Genomic DNA, 18,093 nt, shown 5'->3' with positions numbered 1-18,093 from the left:
ATTGCCGGACTGGCGCACGAGATACCCAACGCAGCATGACCGCATTCGGCAGCGGTCGCCGCATGCCCTGGTGGCTGTCCGGCGGCCACACCCAGACCATCATCCCCGCGCGCTTTACCCGGCGCCCGCGCACGGCCTTCAGGCGCGAACGCTGGACGGCGCCCGACAGCGACTTCATCGACCTCGACTGGACCACCCACGCGGTCACGCCGGATACGCCGCTGCTGGTCATGTTCCACGGCCTGGAAGGCAACTCGGAGAGCCACTACGCGCAGACCATGATGCATGCGCTGGCCGCGCGCGGCTGGCAGGGCGTGGTCCCGCATTTCCGCGGCTGCTCTGGCGAGCTGAACCTGGCGCCGCGCTTCTACCACTCCGGTGACGCGCAGGAGATCCGCTGGATCCTGGAGCGGCTGCACCGGGAGTACTGCGCGCACGGGCGCAAGCTGCTGGTAGTGGGCATCTCGCTGGGCGGCAACGCGCTGCTGCGCTACCTGGGCGAGGAAGGGGGCGGTGCGCGCTTCGTCAGCGCGGCGGCATCGGTCTCGGCGCCGCTGGACCTGGCCGGCGGCGGCGCGGCGCTCTCGCAGGGGTTCAACATGCTCTATACGCGCATGTTCCTGCAGACGCTCAAGCGCAAGTCGCAGGAGAAGCTGCGCCAGTATCCCGGCCTGTTCGACCGCACCGCCATGCTTGCCAGCCGCGACCTGTACGCCTTCGACAATATCGTGACGGCCCCGCTGCATGGCTTTCGCGATACCGACGATTACTGGAAGCGCGCTTCCAGCAAGCCAGTGCTCGGCGCCATCGCCGTGCCGACCCTGGTGCTCAATGCGCGCAACGATCCCTTCCTGCCGGCGCGCCACCTGCCCGGCCCCGCCCAGGTCAGCCCGCAAGTCCGGCTGGAGCAGCCGGAACACGGCGGTCACGTCGGTTTCATGACGCCGCGCGAAGATCTGCTGCGGGCGTTGCCCGTGCTGCCGTATGCCGGCCATATCGAGTGGCTGCCGGCGCGCATCCTGCAGTATTTCGACTCGGTCGCATAGGCTATCGGCGCTAGCGGCGCTAGCGGCGGCGCCGGGCGCGGCGAGATTCACCGGCGGGAAGGCCTGCTCCAGGGCTTCCCGCACAGGAGACAGCAACAATGGACGAGACAGTCAAGCAAGCCATGGCCCGCTGGCCCAACGTACCTAACTGCTACGGCTGGCTGGCGCTGGACCGGCGCGGGCAATGGCGCATGCGCAATGAGTATGCCCAGCAGAACGGCCTGTCGGGCGACCCGATCCGGCACCCGGCGCTGGTGGCCTTTATCGAGCGCAACTACCAGCACGACGAGCGCGGCGCCTGGCATTTCCAGAACGGACCGCAGCGCGTATTCGTTGCGCTGGCCTACGCGCCATGGATCGTGCGGCTGCACGAAGGACGGCTGCACACCACCACGGGGCGCGCCTTCACCCTGCGCGGCTGCCATGCGGACGAACACGGCAACGTGGTCCTGGCAGGCGAGATCGACGGGCAAGCAGGTGGCGGCGTCACCGCCGCGTTGTTGCACGACCATGATCTCGACGCGTTTAGCAGCGCCTGCACCTGGCATGGCGAGGCGTGCGGCGGCAATCTCGGCGTGTCCCATTTCCACGGCACCGATGTGCCGATCGAGCCGATCATCGAGGACGAAGTGCCGTCGCGCTACGGTTTCGTGCGGCAGCCCGCGCCGCCCGCAGGCGAAAACGCAGCCTGAGCCAGGGGCGCGGGCCGCTAGTTCGGCATGCCCTTGTTGTCCTGCTTTTCCTCGCGATACTGGCGTTCGAGCTGGTGCAGGCGCGCATCGACCTCCGACAGCGTGTAGAAATCCCCGTCGCCGGCCTTGCGCGCGATCTGCAATTGTTCGATGGCGGCCTGGTAGGCGCCGTCGACCGCGTACTTCTCGGCCAGCGCCTGGTGCTGCTGCACGCGCCGGCCCTGGGCCGCATAGGCCCGCGCCAGCATGTCCCACCATTCCGAGCGCGAGAGATCCTCGCGCGTGCGTTCGCGCAGGAAGGCCACCGCCTGGTCCAGGCGCCCCGCGCCCAGCAGGGTCGCCGCGTAGCTCACCGCCACCGCGTGCGATAGCGGGAAGGCCTTCATCGACGCCACCGCCTGGTTCAGCGCTTCCTGGGGCCGGCCCTGGCCGCGCGCCAGTTCGATCGCCATCACGTCGAGCATGGGGCTGCCCGAGGTCGCGCCGGGGATATTGCCGTAGAGCCGGCGCGCTTCGGCCAGCGACTGCTCGGCCGCGGCAAGGCGGCCCAGGCGCTGCTCGGCGAAGGCGATGCCGTAGTACAGCGCCGGCGTGCGCGCCGGCGAGGCCCCGGCCAGCTGCGCTTGCAGCGCGGTGCGGGCGTTCTGCACGTCGCTCGGCGTGGTTTCCTGGATGATGCGGGCGCGCATGCGCGCGAATTCGTATTCTGGCGTGCTGGCGACGCGGCGCACCGCCACATGGCTGACGCGGTCCTGCATGTCGGCGATACGCTCCGAGGTCAGCGGGTGGGTACGCACATAGGCAGGCACCGAGCTTTCCGAGATGCCCATCACCCGCTGCAGGCGCTTGAAGAAGTCCGGCATGCCCTGCGGATCGAAGCCGGCCGCGGTCATGATCTGGAAGCCGACGCGGTCGGCCTCGCGCTCGGCGCCGCGCGAGAACGACAGCTGGTTGGCCACCGCCGCGGCCTGCCCGCCCACTGCCAGCGCCGACGCCGCGTCGCCGCTCTTGGTGGCGGCCAGGCCCGCCAGCACCATCGATGCCAGCGCGATCCACATCGACTGGTCCTGCGAGGTGATGCCGCGCGCGATATGGCGCTGCATCACGTGGCCGATTTCGTGGCCGAGCACCGAGGCCAGTTCCGACTCCGTGTCCGACTGCACCAGCAGGCCGGAATGCACGCCGATATACCCGCCCGGCAGCGCGAAGGCGTTGATGCTGCGGTCACGCACCGCGAACAGCTCGAAGCCGGTGGCAAAGGTGCCCGACCCCGTCGAGCCCGAGATGTTCTGCCGGCGCGCCGCCTGCACCAGCCGGTAGCCGAGCGCGTTCAGGTAGTCGGCCAGCAGCGGGTCCACCACATAGTCCGGATCGCGCCGGATGTCGCGCATGATGCGCTCGCCCAGGCGCCGTTCCATGTCGGGCGTGAGCGAGGCGGTGGAGGGATCGCCAAGATCCGGCAACTGCACGCCACTGGTTTCCACCACCGTGTTATTGGTACGCAACCCGAACTCGGATTTCTGGCCCGCCTTCACGCTGCGGTTCAGGTTGTCGTAGACCTGGTCGCTGCCGTCTGCGCCGCCCGCGGCATCCGCGGCGGTGCGCGCGGGATCGTTCAGCAACTGGCGCTGCTGCGGCCAGGCGGGCAGTGCCATGGTCAGCGCCAGCAGCGCCGCAAGCGAGCGGCGCACGAGCATCGGAGGGACCAGGAAAGCGGCGGGTCCGCCATGCCGCATGCGAGCCTCGGGCGAGTCCGGGCTTGCCTGTCGGGCGGGCGAGGAGAGCGCTCCGCGGAGCGTTGAATTCTTGCGCATCTTGCTATGATAGCGGCCTCTGGAAGCCATTCCCATCGGGCATCCCCGGGCTTGGCCCGGGCCCTGCCAGACGTTGAGCCCGCGGGCGCGGCGAAGCATCCGTGCCGTGCCGTTTTTTCCGCAACTCCCCTCGATTCCCGTCCACGCCATGAGCCAGCTCACCCATTTCGATTCCGCCGGACAAGCCCATATGGTCGACGTCGGCACCAAGGCGCACAGCCACCGCGTGGCCATCGCCACTGGCGCCATCACCATGCTGCCGGCAACCTTCGCGTTGGTGCGCGACGGCACCGCCAAGAAGGGCGACGTGCTGGGCATTGCGCGCGTGGCCGCCATCATGGCCACCAAGCGCACCTCCGACCTGATCCCCCTGTGCCATCCGCTGGCGCTCACCAAGGTTGCGGTGGACTTTGCGCTGGACCAGGCCGCCGCCACCGTGCGCTGCACCGTGCGCGCCGAGACCCACGGCCAGACCGGCGTGGAAATGGAAGCGCTGACCGGCGTCCAGGTCGCGCTGCTGACCATCTACGACATGTGCAAGGCAGTGGACCGGGGGATGGTGATGGGGGATGTGAAGTTGCTGGAGAAGCATGGGGGGAAGTCGGGGGACTGGGTGGCAACCCCGTGATCTAAAAATGGTCTTCGGCCTTGGGGGAATCCGAAGTGTTTGCGTTTCTGCCTGCGTATCGAACGGCGACTCCCCGCATTGGCTCCTCGCGTTGACTCCTCACTTAGGCGAACCGTCGAATCGCGAAAGCAGAAGTCACAAGGCAAGCCGCCGTCTAGACTTGATCCAGCTGACGAGTCCACCACCGCGCCCAAAGGAGACCGGCTATGTTGACGCAGAAGACAAAAGACATCGTGAAGGCAACTGCGCCGGTGCTGGCCGAACATGGCTCCGCCATCGTAAAGCGCTTCTCTGAACGCATGCTCGGCGCGCATCCCGAGCTGAAGAATGTGTTCAACATGGCGCATCAGGAGCAGGGGCAGCAGCAGGAAGCACTCGCGCGCGCGGTCTACGCGTATGCCGAGAATATCGAGGATCCGAGCAGCCTGGCGGCAGTGCTGAAAAACATTGCCAACAAGCATGCGAGCCTGGGCGTCAGGCCTGAGCAGTATCCGATTGTCGGGGAGCATCTGCTGGCGGCCATCAAGGAGGTACTAGGCGGCGCCGCGACGGAAGAGATTATCTCCGCATGGGCACAGGCTTACGGGAACCTTGCAGACGTGCTGATGGGCATGGAAAGCGAGCTGTACGAGCGGTCCGCGGAGGAACCCGGGGGCTGGACCGGCGGGCGTACCTTTGTCGTTCGCGAGAAGCGGCCCGAAAGCAGCGTGATCACGTCGTTCATCCTCGAGCCCAAGGATGGCGGCCCCGTGTTGAACTTCGAACCCGGTCAATACATCAGCATCGCAGTCGACGTGCCTGCGCTCGGTGTGCGGCAGATTCGCCAGTACAGTCTGTCGGATATGCCAAACGGGCGCAGCTATCGAATCTCGGTGAAGCGTGAAGGCGGCGGTACGAACCCTCCGGGGCATGTGTCGTGCCTCTTGCATGATCATGTCAAGGTTGGAGACGAGGTTCAGCTGGCAGCGCCGTATGGCACCTTCCATATCGATGTCGATGCCAGGACCCCGATCGTCCTGATCAGCGGTGGCGTGGGGCTGACGCCCATGATCAGCATGCTCAAAAGGGCAATACAAGACCCGCAGCGGCAAGTGGTATTCGTGCATGGCGCGCGCAACAGCGGGGTACACGCCATGCGTGACCGGCTGCGTGAAACCGCCAAGACGTATGCCAATCTCGATGTGATCGTGTTCTACGACGACCCGCTGCCGCAGGATGTTGCTGGCCGGGACTACGATTACGCAGGGCTTGTCGATGTCAAGGCGATCAAGGATGCGATCCTGCTGCCCGATGCCGACTATTACATCTGCGGGCCGATCCCCTTTATGCGCATGCAGCATGACGCGCTGAAAGAGCTGGGAATCCAGGAGCCGCATATTCACTACGAAGTGTTTGGGCCAGACCTGTTCGCCGAATAGGAGGCAATAGGAGGAAGTAGCAGGAAGCCGGCCGGAACCATTTGCGCGGTGCCGTCCGGCAGCGCCGTGGCCTGTCGGACATTCCCGCGGCAATGCGTGAAGTTCCATCAGCATGGTGGCAACTCGGCGGACCGGGCGCGGCAGGAACCCAAGCCCACCCGGCGGGCGCCACGGGAGCGCGCCGCCCGCCGGGGTATCGAGGCCGTCCCTCGCCAGCGTCCGCGATTCGTGTCGCGACCGACATGATCTGGCGCCCATGCGTATTCCGCTGTAACAAGCGTAACGCGGCATTTCGCCAGCCGTGGGGCGCGCGCCGCCTGGGGCAAATTGGTATTCAATGCAGTTTAGGGGGCGCCAATGCGCCGCCGGCGGGGTGTCGTCCCGCGATCATCCATGGGTGAGCAACATGAACGGGCGTAGGTTTGGCCAGCTTCTGCTGGTGGTGGCAGCGCTGGCGGTCAGCGGGACCGCCCTGGCGGGAGGGGGTGGCGGCCATGGCGGCGGCGGGCACGGCGGCGGTGGATGGCACGGCGGCGGTGGATGGCATGGCGGCGGATGGCATGGCGGATGGCACGGCAGCGTGGGCGTCGTGATCGGTCCCGGTTTCGGCTATGGCTATGGTTATGGCTGGGGCTACCCCTATCCGTACTACGCGCCCGGCTACTACTATCCGCCCGTAGTCGCGGCACCGTCGGGGCCGCCGCAATATATCGAGCAGGGCCAGGATGGCCCGGTCGACATGGGCGGCCCGGCAGCCGCGGCGCCCGCTCCCGCGCAGGCGTTCTGGTATCACTGCGGCCGGCCGGATGGCTATTACCCGTATATCAAGGCCTGCCCGGGCGGGTGGGAGAAGGTACCGGCCCAGCCACCGGCCTGAGCGCGCGCAGAGAACGCGTACCCGTGCGCTCGCGGCATCGCCTTGCGGCCGCGTGCGACGGTTTTCTTGACTGACGATTTGCTGACCGAGGTACCGAGGTGCAGAGATGAAAACGTTGATCCGTCCAGCTTTGGCCAAACGCCCCGTCTTGCTGGCCCTGCCTTTGGCCGCCCTGGTGCTGGCCGGCTGCGCCGTGATGCCCAGTGGCCCCAGCGTGATGGTGCTGCCGGGCACGGGCAAGAACTTCGACCAGTTCCGCGCCGACGACTATGGTTGCCGCCAGTTCGCCTTCGGGCAGGTCGGCGGCGTGACCGCCAACCAGGCCGCCACCACCAGCGCGGTCGGCAGCGCCGCGGTGGGCACGGCGCTGGGCGCGGCGGCGGGCGCGGCCTTCAACGGCGGAGCGGGCGCGGCGGTAGGTGCGGGCGTGGGCCTGCTGACCGGCGCCGCGGTTGGTGCGGGCAACGCGCAATATGCCGGCTATGGCAGCCAGCGCCAGTACGACGCGGCCTATGTGCAATGCATGTACGCCAGCGGCCACCGCGTGCCGGTCTATGGCCAGATGGTGTCGTCGGCCCCGCGGCCGGCAGCGCCGACCTACTACTATCCGCCTCCGCCCCCGGGCTACGTTCCGCAGTAGCGACCGGCCAGCCAGTCCCGCATCCCGTGCCCGCGCAGGCCTGATGCCGCGCGGCGCGGGATGTGTCTATTCGGGGTCGTCCTCCGCATCGTCCTGGGCATCGTGCGCCTGCCCATGCCCGGGCATCGCCTGGCTGCGCGACTGCACCCAGTCGCAGAACGCCTGCGGCCGCGCGGCCGCGTCCACCTCGGAACAGGCGTGGGCCAGTTCGGCAAACTGGTGCGCTTCGTCACCGGCATAGTAGAAACGCAGGCGCTCCAGCCAGGCGCGGCCCTGCGCGGGATCGCCGGTCAGCGCCAGCAGCCAGGCGGTGCGCGCGATCATCGTCGGCGTGGGCAGCAGGTGTACGGCGGCGATATGCGGCCCGAGCAGCCGCGCCGCGTTCGCCGGCGTGATGACCGCATCCTCGGCGGCGTCGGAAGCGGCGGCCTGGCGGAACCAGCGCTGCGGCATCGGCAGCGCGGCGCGGCGCTCGGCGCGGGCATATTCGCGCGCCTCGGCGCGGCGGAAGTCCTGCCACATGGTCGTGAGGACAACGGCCGCCACGCCCGCATACACGAGCCCGGCCAGCACGGCGGCCGCGCGCGGCAAACGCATGCGGCCGAAGCCGGACGGCTCCAGCCAGGCCAGCATGAAACAGAACGGCAGCAGGAAGTACAGGTAATGCAGCGGATACTCCAGCATGGAATGCGCGCACAGCATCGCCAGCCAGGTCAGCACCAGGACCGTCTGCGCCCGCTCCTTCGCGTCGCCGCGCCAAAGGCGACGGTACGCAACGCGCCATAGCCAGGCCAGCAGCGACAACATCACGCCGGCCGTCCCGACCAGGCCGGTCTTGGCCAGCAGGTCCAGCAAGGCGTTGTGGGCATGGAGGGACATCTCCACCTTCACGCCCACCTGCTCCATCTGGGCAAACTGCGCCCAGCCGAACTCACCCCAGCTCACGCCCAGCCACGGATGCGAGCGGAACATGGCCCACGCGTGGGTCCACATCGCGCCCCGCCACGACAACTGGTCCGCGCCCTGCAGTTGCGCCACCGTATCGAACAGCCGCCAGCCCATTGCCTGTCCCGCACTCTTGATCGCGGGCTGGAGGATCAGCAGCGTCACCACCATCGCCACGGCGGCAAACACGAGTCCCGCGGGACGGCGCATCGGATTGTTGCCGCCCGGACGCGCACGCCGCATCATGCCGCCGCCTGCGCCCTGCCCGCGCGCCATCCACGCCATCACCAGCGCGTAAGCCGCGGCCAGCCCCACGTGCAGCACCCCGGTGCGCGAACCGGACAGCACGATGCCACTCACCAGCAGCACCGCCGCGGCCAGCCAGGCCGGCGCCCGCAAGCGGCCGCGCGCCGCCAGCCACACCGCCGCCGCCAGCGCCAGGCCCTCGACCGTGGCCTGGTGATTGGGCTGGTTCAGATTGCCCCACAGGCGGCGGTTGTCGTCATAGAAGTAGGTGGATACCAGCCCCACTGTGTCGGGCTCCAGCCCGAACACCTGGACCCACTGCGCCACGGCGCCCAGCAGTCCCGCCACCAGCCACGCGATGGCCAGCGTATCGACCATTGCCTGCCGCTCGGCCGATGATGCGGTCCGCCCCTGTCGCCACGCCGCCCACATCACAGCCGCTGCAAGCGCGAGCACCAGTTCCGTCACCAGGCGGCTGCCGGACACATCTTCCATGCCGGCGAGCCCCTGCACGATGCCGGTAGCGATCAGCCAGAGGGGGAAGAGGAGGATCCAGGGAAGCTGGGCTGGCCCCGCCTGGTAACCATAGCCGTAACCGGCGGCTTGCCGGGGCGTTACGGCGCCCAGAATGATGACGGCGACGGCGAACAGCAGCGCGGAAGTCCATTCGCCGTAGAAGGTGGCGAGCGGAAGCGTATGCCGGGAAACCAGCAGCGGCACGACGAGCGTGGCGGCGAGGAAGCTGAGGGGAATGGCTGACCGGGAGGACAGCATGCGGGATGCCTTGTGATGCCGGTTGGCAAAAGGCGGATGATAGCTTGGGGGGCGGGAAAAGAAAAAGCGCCCGGAGGCGCTTTTTCTTGAGGATGTAGGGCGGGGATGCAAATCAGGGGAATGATCCGTTTTGCTCAACTGCCCGCGGCCACCACCTCGGCATGCACTTTTGGCTCTCCATAGAGGCTGAGCAACTGCGACTTGAATCCACTCAGCAGGGATTTTTGGTTATCGCACATGGCGATCAGCCACGCATAGTGCGCATCGAATTCCGTGCCCGAAAGATTCCTGAGGCGCTTGACCTGTAGAAGCGCCTCCTCCGGCCGACGGTCCAGCGCGAGAAGGACTGTGTAGCGGCGGATGTACTTGGGTGAAGCAGCCACGTCCAAGGCGCTCTCGTGAAGGGCGATCTTTTCCCGGAGCATATCTGTGGTCAGAGGAATTCCGCCAACGAGCCCGCGCTGTCCCCAGTCGCCGAAGATCAGTGACGGATTCAGCGTGTAGTTCCTGGCAGCCTGGCCCTCGTAAACAGCCCTCGCATTCTGATAGTCGAAACCACCCGCGACAAGCCCGAACAGCACGCCGCCGAGCGAAAACAGACTCAGGACTGACAGAAGCCTGCCGGAGGCGCTTTGCCAAACCGAGGTTTCCGCCATGCCAAGCAGCAGGCAAACCGGCAACAGGAAAAAGGCATAGGTTTGCGGGAATTCCAGCATGGCATGCACCGCGACCACCGTAACCATGGTGAGGCAATAGATACGTTGCGAAGCCTCGCGGCCTGCGCGCACGGCTTGCGCGCAACGCCAGGCCCACAGGACGCATGGCACCAGCACGGCAAGCGCCCCCGCAATGCCTGTCTTGGCAAGCAGATCCAGCACGATATTGTGCGCATTATCGGCAACGACGACAGGTCCGAGACGATCAGCAATGAGATATTGCGCCCGCATATACTCGCCCCAGCCAACCCCAAGCAGCGGATGCTCGCGCGCAATTTCCAGCGCATAGCGCCATAGCGCGAGACGCGGCGACACGTGCAACTCTCTCGCCAGGCGTTCGGTAGTCGAGGCCAGATGAAGTTCAAGGGATTGATTGAGCAAAGACACGAGCGCCATCGCCGCAATCAGTACCAGAAGCGGCAAGGCCCCCAGGACCGCCGCACGCACCCAGTCGGCTCTCCCCGGCCTGCCTCTCGTGGCCGAAAGCGCCGTTGCGGCGGCGCCTGCGCCAACCACGACGGCCTGCAGTATCGGGGTGCGCGATACGGTCAGCGCGATGCCAATGCTCAGCACGACAAGCGAGGCCCCTAAGGTGGCCCTGCCGATCAGGCGCCCGCACCACAGGTAAAGCGCGCTGGCCACGGCCAGCGCAGCGAGGGTGGCAAGATGGTTTGCCTGCAGGAGGTTGGCGAAAGGCCTGCGCCCCTCTTCAAAGGGCAATGCGACAACCCACGGCGCGAGGTACCGCTCCAGGCCAAAAGCCTGCATCCAAGCCATGCCGCTGGAGATGATGCCACCAATCACGCACCCAACTGCACAGACATGCAGGATCAGTTCCGCTCGCCGCCGGTCCAGGGACAGCCAGCATCCGGCCTGGATCGTCAGTGCGGCAGCGATGCAAAAGAAGATCGCCAGATAAGAGGCCACGGGCCGCTCGAGCCGAATCGCCGCCAGTTGGACAATCAACACGGCGGCAAAGGCAATTGGTGCCACGGCGACAGCGGCCACCCTGGAAGCCCCTCCACGACCTGCCTCCATAGAGAATGCAAGCAGACAAATGGTCATTGCCGCAGCAATGGCCAGCGACTCGGCATAGAAGGATGGAATCGGAAGGGGATGTGGCGCTATCAGGTATGGGACCGTCCACAGGGCGAACGTCATCACCAGCGTAATCGAGAGGCGCAGCGGCCCAGATCTGGCTTTCACGGCATTGGTTCCGATGTCAGGAAAACAGCTCTCACGCGCGCCACAGGCTGCACCGGAGAAGACTGAGGCGCAGAGTTTGCACACTCCCTGGATCCATAAAAAAAGGCGCCCTGAGGCGCCTTTCCTTCACCTGCCGCGCATTGCGTAATCGCGGCGCGGCAGGAGATGCAGCAATTACTTGCAATAATTCGCGGCGAAGCAGGTATCGGTACCGGCGACATGAGCCCACTTGAGAACACCGTTGTCAATTACCGGCGAAACCGCAAAAACATAACCACCGGCCGCGGCCGTGCCAGTCGCCGTCACGACGCCGTCTGTAACAGTCAATGCCTGAACGTTACCGGGCAGCGTAGTCGGAATCTGCGGAATACCATTGGAGTTAGCACTGCAGCCCGTCGCGCTGCTGGTTTCCTGGACGCAGACACCCACAGCGGTCTTGTACGACTCCGCAGTATTGATGACTTCGGAGAACTTCGCCTTTTGCGTGTATTGCTGATATTGCGGAATCGCAATCGCAGCCAGGATACCGATGATCGCCACAACGATCATCAGTTCGATCAGGGTGAAACCCTTCTGGACACGGCGGCCCAGTTTCTTCAGTTGAACCCGTTTTTGCATGATTGACCCCTCGAAGGAATTTTGGATACAGATAGAAACATTTTGTTTCATGTGATGCTGTAAATCCTTTAGCACTTAGCGTGCCAGCGCCGCAAACCCCGGTGGCTTCGTCGGCGAGTGACAATTTTCGCCACTTCGGAGTGTTCCGAGCCTTGATACGGCGMAAATTTTGTCACTTAAGATGACGCGGACAGTCAGTAAACACAAAATCCTGTTTAACTCTGTGCGAAACCGCACTGAATTCCCGGGCCGCGGCGGTGCGGCGGAAAACGAAACGGGTGGCCCCTGGGCCACCCGTCCGGTAGTGCAGCAAGGTGCACCGTCCGTTCACGGAGCCGTCCGATCCGGACGGCTCCGCTTCAATACGTCATGCCGTCAGGCTGGCTGCGCCGCGCGTTTCTGCAGCAGCTTGCCGACCAACACCACCAGCGCCGCACCGATGATGCCGAACACAAGGTGCGCATGCGGCACGTGCATCTCGAACCAGGCGGCGTCCACGGGATCGCTCACCAGCATTTCGCCGGCCAGGTAGCCCAGCAGCGCGGCGCCCAGCACGATGATGACGGGAAAGCGGTCCATGACCTTGAGCAGGATGGTGCTGCCGAACACGATCAGGGGGATGGACAGGCCCAGGCCGAGCACCAGCAGCATCAGCTGGCTGCCTTCCGGTCCCTTCTGCGCCGCGGCGGCCACGGCCACCACGTTATCGAGCGACATCACCAGGTCGGCGATCAGGATGGTGCGGATCGCGGCCCAGATATTGTCCTTGGCCGAATGGCCGTCTTCGTCGTCTTCGCCGGTCAGCAGTTGCACGCCGATATAGACCAGCAGCAAGGCGCCGACGATCTTGAGGTAAGGCAGGCTGAGCAGCTTGACCGCGGCAACCGTGAGCACCACCCGCATGATGATGGCGGCGGCGCTGCCCCAGAAGATCGCTTTCTTCTGCTGGGCGGGCGGCAGGTTGCGGGATGCGAGCGCGATCACCACGGCGTTGTCGCCGGAGAGCACGATATTGGTCAGGATGATGGATCCCAGCGCGATCCAGAACGCGGTGGAGGACAGCAGTTCCACGGTAAAGCTCCTCGAGTTTTCTTAAATTATGATTCGAACGCCGCATGGCGACGGGCGATCCAACCGACGACGTCCAGCCGATGATGACGGAATTCGGATGTCTGAGTCTTCAGACATGAGATTTACCGTATCAAGCTTTCGATTCGGTTTCAATCGCCAGTTCGCCAGCCTCGGGAGATACCCTAGGTTCCTGGCGTCCCAGAATGACGCGCCCCCGCGCGAAGGCGGGGGCATCGAGGGCCGGCGGCGCACCTGCGTTCAGGCAGGCCACCCCGGCACCGGCAAATCTCCCGCCCTCGGGCGGGGTCCGCCAGATATCACCAGAAAGCGGCGATTACAGGATCGACTTCAGCAGGCGGCCCATTTCCGACGGATTCTTGGTGACCTTGATACCGCAGGCTTCCATGATTTCCAGCTTGGCTTGCGCCGTGTCGGCACCGCCCGAGATCAGCGCGCCGGCGTGGCCCATGCGCTTGCCCGGAGGCGCGGTCACGCCAGCGATGAAGCCAACCACCGGCTTCTTCATGTTGTCCTTGATCCACTCGGCGGCGTTGGCTTCGTCCGGACCGCCGATTTCGCCGATCATGACCACGGCGTCCGTTTCGGGATCGTCGTTGAACATCTTCATGATGTCGATGTGCTTCAGGCCATTGATGGGGTCGCCACCGATGCCCACTGCCGACGACTGGCCCAGGCCCAGCGCGGTCAGCTGGCCCACGGCTTCATAGGTCAGCGTGCCCGAGCGCGACACCACGCCGATGCGGCCCTTGCGGTGGATATGGCCCGGCATGATGCCGATCTTGATTTCGTCCGGCGTGATCAGGCCAGGGCAGTTCGGTCCGAGCAGCAAGGTCTTCTTGTTGCCCTTACGCATCTTGTCCTTGAGCTCCATCATGTCGCGCACGGGGATGCCTTCGGTGATGCAGACCACCAGGTCCAGGTCAGCGTCGACGGCTTCCCAGATCGCGGCGGCGGCGCCTGCGGGCGGCACGTAGATCACGGAAACGGTGGCGCCGGTGGAGTCCTTGGCGTCCTTCACGCTGGCGTAGATGGGAATGCCTTCGAAGTCTTCGCCGGCCTTCTTCGGGTTCACGCCGGCCACGAAGCAGTTCTTGCCGTTGGCATAGTCGCGGCAGCCACGGGTGTGGAACTGGCCGGTCTTGCCGGTGATGCCCTGGGTGATGACCTTGGTGTCTTTGTTAATCAGAATCGACATGCTGTAATCCTTTGCTTGGCTCCAAGCAGCGCGGGGCCTGGCCCGGCGCGCTGCTCGCGTCGCGTTTTGTTGGCGTTCGTGCGTCTTGGCTTACTTGCCCGCGGCCGCAGCCACCACCTTCTGGGCGGCTTCTTCCATGGTGTCGGCAGCAATGATGGGCAGGCCCGAGTCGGCCAGCATCTTCTTGCCGATTTCCTCGTTGGTACCCTTCATGCGCACGACCAGCGGCACGGACAGCGACACGGCCTTCGACGCAGCGATCACGCCTTCGGCAATCACGTCGCAACGCATGATGCCGCCGAAGATGTTGACCAGGATGGCCTTCAGGTTCGGGTTCTTCAGCATCAGCTTGAACGCTTCGGTCACCTTCTCGGTGGTGGCACCGCCGCCCACGTCGAGGAAGTTGGCCGGCTCGCCGCCGAACAGCTTGATGGTGTCCATGGTGGCCATGGCCAGGCCGGCGCCGTTCACCAGGCAGCCGATGTTGCCGTCCAGCGAGATGTAGGCCAGGTCGAACTTCGAAGCTTCGATTTCAGCCGGATCTTCTTCGTCCAGGTCGCGATAGGCGACGATTTCCGGGTGACGGAACAGGGCGTTGGAGTCGAAGTTGAACTTGGCGTCGAGCGCGATCACCTTACCGTCGCCGGTCAGGATCAGCGGGTTGATTTCGGCCAGCGAAGCATCGGTGTCCCAGAATGCCTTGTACAGGCCTTGCAGGGCCTGGCGGGCTTGCGCCACGCTCGCGTCGGGCACGCCGATCTTGCGGGCGATGTCGTCAGCGTCGGCATCGGCCAGGCCGGTTGCCGGATCGATGATCAGCGTGTGGATCTTTTCCGGGCTGTGGGCAGCGACTTCTTCGATGTCCATGCCGCCTTCGCTGGAAGCCATCAGGGCCACCTTCTGCGAAACGCGGTCCACCACCAGGCTGACGTAGAGTTCCTTCTTGATGTCAGCGCCTTCTTCGACCAGCAGGCGGTTGACCTTCTTGCCTTCCGGGCCGGTCTGGTGCGTGACCAGGGTCATGCCCAGGATGTTGCTGGCGTAGGTCTTCACATCGTCGATGCTCTTGGCCACCTTCACGCCGCCACCCTTGCCGCGGCCGCCCGCGTGGATCTGCGCCTTGACGACCCAGACCGGGCCGCCCAGTTGCTCAGCAGCCTTCAGGGCCTCTTCGACCGAGAACGCGGGGATGCCGCGCGGAACCGGCACATTGTATTTGCGCAGGATTTCCTTGCCTTGGTACTCATGGATATTCATGCGTGTTTCCTTTCGGGTAGGCGTAAAAGTGTAGAGATGGAATCTCGGCGTTTTGCAGGCCGTGCGACTTAGCCGGACGTGCCGGTAGGCCTGCGGGATACGGCGCCGCCTTCGGCGGCGGCGAGCGCCTCCGCTGGCTGCGCCGCCGGGGTCGGGGACCCTTCGGTCCTGATCCTCGGCTTCGGCTGGTGACCATACCAGCGCGGGTAAAACTGGCGCACCACCTCACCTTCGAAATGCAGGGCATGGCAGCCGTGCAACTGGTAAGGGGGTTCGGGATTGGTGTCTTCGGCGCCGGCGTCGCGAATATTGATGACGTCGCCGGCAAAGGCCTGGATCGCGGTGGTCGGCAGCACGCCGGCCAGCTCGGTCAGGTGGGTGCAGCCGGCCACGCCGGACAGACGTTCGCGCACCGCCTTGCGGAAGCCCTTCATCAGGTTCAGGCCGATGAGCTTGCGGTAGGCCGGGCCGATGGTGTCGCACTGCCCGGGGTAAGGCACCCAGTCAGAACAGGCATCGGCGTCCACCACATTCATGCGCACGTCGATCGTGACGCGCAGCCACAGGTCATGCAGGGGCTCGCCCACCGGGCGCACGCCGCCGCCGGCCAGCGGGATCGCACGCGGCTTGGTGTCGGTCAGGCGCGCTTCGATATCCCACAGGCCATCGTCCCTAAGATAGGCCTCGGCCGTGATGGCACGACGATGGCGCAGGGAGCGGTTGACGGGCGGGGAAAGCGGCATGACAGCAGGCTGGAGCGGGGGGAACGGACGGCTAATGAACAGCTACGAACGACCAAAGGACTGCTTTTGGGGGCGGCTGGGCCGGAAAACCGCAGGATTTTAACATGACGGACAACTTTGGCCGGGAACTAACTGCACGCGGTGCTGTTGGAGGCGATTGTCGGGCGGCGGATCGCCTGCTGCGGTGCGGGAAAGCGCGCCCCGAGGCGGTCATGCGGCCCGCGCGGCCAGGCTGCGCGCGGCGCGAATACGCCTACTTGCAACGCAGGTATGCGCCCCGTGCCGGTGCATGATATTGCGGGTGCGTCACGTCGCGCAGGGACACGCCACGACCCGCGGCGGCCCACCTCAGTCGCCGCCGTCCAGCCACTCGTCCGCGCCCTTGATGATGCGGCTGACCACCGAGCGGGAGAAACCGCGGGCCACCAGGAAGCGGATCTGCCTTGCCCGCTCTTCCGGCGTGGCCGGCGGGGCGCCGAAGCGCTTCTGCCAGACCGCGCGGCCCCGCTCCAGCTCGGAATCGCGCAGGCGCTCCTGCAGGTCGGCCAGCTGATCGCTGCCGAGCTGGTGGGTGCGAGCCTCCTGCATGACGCGGGCGGCACCGTAGCGGCTGGCGCGGCGGTGCACCAGGCTGTCGACGAAGCGCGCATTGGACAGCCAGTTCTCGCGCTCGAGCGCGTCCAGCAATTGCTCCAGGGCTTCCGGGGACTCCGCGTGCGGGGCCAGCTTGCGAGCCAGCTCCGTGCGGCTGTGCTCGCGGCGCGACAGGTAGCCGACCGCGCGGGCCTTGAGGGAGAGAGGGGGACGGGTGGCCATGAAGAAAGACGTCGCGAATGCACACCAAATGACACCGGGGCGGCGCGCGCTGTCGCACGTGCCGCCCCGGTCAGGCTCGGATCGCGGCCGGGATTGCCCCGGCCGGCTGCGCTCAGGCCTCGGCGGCAGTGACCGCGGCGGCAGGCGTGCCGTTCATCAGCACCACGCCCAGCGATTCGCGCACCTTGTTCTCGATCTCGTCGGCGATATCGGGATTCTCGCGCAGGTATTCGCGCGCATTGTCCTTGCCCTGGCCGATCTTCTCGCCCTTGTAGCTGTACCAGGCGCCCGACTTCTCGACGACCTTGGCATCCACGCCGAGATCGATGATTTCGCCCTGGCGCGAGATGCCCTGGCCATAGAGGATGTCGAAGAACGCCTCGCGGAACGGCGGCGAGACCTTGTTCTTGACCACCTTGACCTTGGTTTCGTTGCCGATCACGTCGTCGCCCTTCTTGATCGAGCCGATGCGGCGGATATCGAGGCGGACCGACGCGTAGAACTTCAGCGCGTTACCGCCGGTGGTGGTTTCGGGCGAACCGAACATCACACCGATCTTCATGCGGATCTGGTTGATGAAGATCACCAGGCAGTTGGTGCGCTTGATGGTGCCGGTCAGCTTGCGCAGCGCCTGGCTCATCAGGCGGGCCTGCAGGCCGGGCAGCGAATCGCCCATCTCGCCTTCGATTTCGGCCTTGGGCACCAGTGCCGCCACCGAGTCGATGACGATCAGGTCGACCGAGCCGGAGCGCACCAGCGCGTCGGTGATTTCCAGCGCCTGCTCGCCGGTGTCGGGCTGGGAGATCAGCAGATCACCCACGGACACGCCCAGCTTGCCGGCATAGTTGACGTCGAGTGCGTGCTCGGCGTCGATAAAGGCGCAGGTGCCGCCCAGCTTCTGCATCTCGGCCACCACCTGCAGCGTCAGCGTGGTCTTGCCCGAGGATTCCGGACCGTAGATTTCCACCACGCGGCCGCGCGGCAGGCCGCCGACGCCCAGCGCGATGTCCAGGCCCAGCGAGCCGGTGGACACGACCTGGATATCCTGATCGATGTCGGCTTCGCCCAGTTTCATGATCGAGCCCTTGCCGAACTGCTTCTCGATCTGGGCCAGCGCGGCCGCCAGCGCCTTCTGCTTTTCGGCGTTCACGCCAGCACTCGCCTTCTTGCCGTCATCCATGGTCGTCCTTCCATCAATGGTGTATAAATAGGCCGCATGTGGCGCGCTGCCTGCTTTTGCGGGCTTGCGCCCGCCCCGCGCCGCGCAACTCGCCACGCGACTTGCGCGTAAAAGAGGCGGCTAGTAATCCGGTAAATGCCGGCCCGCGCAAAGCGCGACCGGAACAAGCGGGTACTGTATAAAAAAACAG

At 65.6% G+C, this 18,093-nt stretch carries 16 protein-coding genes; 6 read left to right on the top strand and 10 right to left on the bottom strand.

Going from position 1 to position 18,093, the window contains the following annotated elements:
- Positions 1-35 precede the first annotated feature (35 nt).
- Together AC1DK4_RS24530 and AC1DK4_RS24525 are read left to right on the top strand one after the other, a co-directional pair.
- Positions 36-1,046 (top strand): YheT family hydrolase, encoded by a 1,011-nt coding sequence (locus tag AC1DK4_RS24530; protein ID WP_441621483.1) that lies wholly within the window; start codon positions 36-38, stop codon positions 1,044-1,046.
- 98 nt (positions 1,047-1,144) lie between these two features.
- The gene (locus AC1DK4_RS24525) at positions 1,145-1,738 is read left to right on the top strand and encodes a DUF2946 family protein (RefSeq protein WP_441621481.1); all 594 of its coding nucleotides are present in this window, start codon (positions 1,145-1,147) and stop codon (positions 1,736-1,738) included.
- 17 nt (positions 1,739-1,755) lie between these two features.
- Here the strand turns inward: AC1DK4_RS24525 and AC1DK4_RS24520 are convergent, their stop codons facing one another.
- Positions 1,756-3,435: a M48 family metallopeptidase gene (locus tag AC1DK4_RS24520; protein WP_441621479.1), complete on the bottom strand. Its 1,680-nt coding sequence runs from the start codon at positions 3,433-3,435 to the stop codon at positions 1,756-1,758.
- 265 nt (positions 3,436-3,700) lie between these two features.
- Here AC1DK4_RS24520 and moaC point away from each other — a divergent pair, with 265 nt between their 5' ends.
- From moaC to AC1DK4_RS24500, 4 genes are all read left to right on the top strand, one after another.
- On the top strand, positions 3,701-4,180 hold the full coding sequence (moaC, locus tag AC1DK4_RS24515; RefSeq protein ID WP_441621477.1) for a cyclic pyranopterin monophosphate synthase MoaC: 480 nt from the start codon (positions 3,701-3,703) through the stop codon (positions 4,178-4,180).
- 206 nt (positions 4,181-4,386) lie between these two features.
- Positions 4,387-5,598, top strand: a complete 1,212-nt coding sequence (hmpA, locus tag AC1DK4_RS24510; protein WP_477131835.1) for an NO-inducible flavohemoprotein — start codon at positions 4,387-4,389, stop codon at positions 5,596-5,598.
- Between the two features lie 406 nt (positions 5,599-6,004).
- Positions 6,005-6,475, top strand: a complete 471-nt coding sequence (locus AC1DK4_RS24505; RefSeq protein ID WP_441621474.1) for a hypothetical protein — start codon at positions 6,005-6,007, stop codon at positions 6,473-6,475.
- 106 nt (positions 6,476-6,581) lie between these two features.
- Entirely contained in the window at positions 6,582-7,115 is a 534-nt protein-coding gene (locus tag AC1DK4_RS24500) for a hypothetical protein (RefSeq protein WP_441621473.1), read from the top strand.
- A 66-nt stretch (positions 7,116-7,181) separates the two neighbouring features.
- Here AC1DK4_RS24500 and AC1DK4_RS24495 read toward each other — a convergent pair whose 3' ends face one another.
- The 9 genes from AC1DK4_RS24495 to recA all read right to left on the bottom strand — a co-directional run bounded on the left by AC1DK4_RS24495 (position 7,182) and on the right by recA (position 17,903).
- Positions 7,182-9,080: a PglL family O-oligosaccharyltransferase gene (locus AC1DK4_RS24495; protein ID WP_441621472.1), complete on the bottom strand. Its 1,899-nt coding sequence runs from the start codon at positions 9,078-9,080 to the stop codon at positions 7,182-7,184.
- 134 nt (positions 9,081-9,214) lie between these two features.
- Positions 9,215-11,002, bottom strand: a complete 1,788-nt coding sequence (locus AC1DK4_RS24490; RefSeq protein ID WP_441621470.1) for a PglL family O-oligosaccharyltransferase — start codon at positions 11,000-11,002, stop codon at positions 9,215-9,217.
- Positions 11,003-11,176: 174 nt separating this feature from the next.
- Positions 11,177-11,620, bottom strand: coding sequence for a pilin (locus tag AC1DK4_RS24485; RefSeq protein ID WP_441621535.1), 444 nt, complete (start codon positions 11,618-11,620; stop codon positions 11,177-11,179).
- A 375-nt stretch (positions 11,621-11,995) separates the two neighbouring features.
- The gene (locus AC1DK4_RS24480; RefSeq protein WP_441621468.1) at positions 11,996-12,691 is read right to left on the bottom strand and encodes a TerC family protein; all 696 of its coding nucleotides are present in this window, start codon (positions 12,689-12,691) and stop codon (positions 11,996-11,998) included.
- A gap of 334 nt (positions 12,692-13,025) precedes the next feature.
- Positions 13,026-13,907 carry a succinate--CoA ligase subunit alpha gene (gene sucD / locus AC1DK4_RS24475; protein ID WP_441621466.1) on the bottom strand — a complete coding sequence of 294 codons (882 nt, stop codon included), beginning with the start codon at positions 13,905-13,907 and terminating at the stop codon, positions 13,026-13,028.
- Positions 13,908-13,997: 90 nt separating this feature from the next.
- Positions 13,998-15,164: an ADP-forming succinate--CoA ligase subunit beta gene (sucC, locus tag AC1DK4_RS24470; protein ID WP_441621464.1), complete on the bottom strand. Its 1,167-nt coding sequence runs from the start codon at positions 15,162-15,164 to the stop codon at positions 13,998-14,000.
- A gap of 68 nt (positions 15,165-15,232) precedes the next feature.
- Positions 15,233-15,907, bottom strand: a complete 675-nt coding sequence (locus AC1DK4_RS24465) for a DUF2889 domain-containing protein (protein WP_441621463.1) — start codon at positions 15,905-15,907, stop codon at positions 15,233-15,235.
- Between the two features lie 348 nt (positions 15,908-16,255).
- Entirely contained in the window at positions 16,256-16,723 is a 468-nt protein-coding gene (gene recX / locus AC1DK4_RS24460) for a recombination regulator RecX (protein WP_441621461.1), read from the bottom strand.
- Positions 16,724-16,835: 112 nt separating this feature from the next.
- The gene (recA, locus tag AC1DK4_RS24455) at positions 16,836-17,903 is read right to left on the bottom strand and encodes a recombinase RecA (RefSeq protein ID WP_441643541.1); all 1,068 of its coding nucleotides are present in this window, start codon (positions 17,901-17,903) and stop codon (positions 16,836-16,838) included.
- Positions 17,904-18,093 lie beyond the last annotated feature (190 nt).

Source organism: Cupriavidus sp. 05N38, assembly GCF_056397345.1.
The sequence above is the reverse complement of the archived record's forward strand: the minus strand, read 5'-3'. Positions and strand labels throughout refer to the sequence as shown.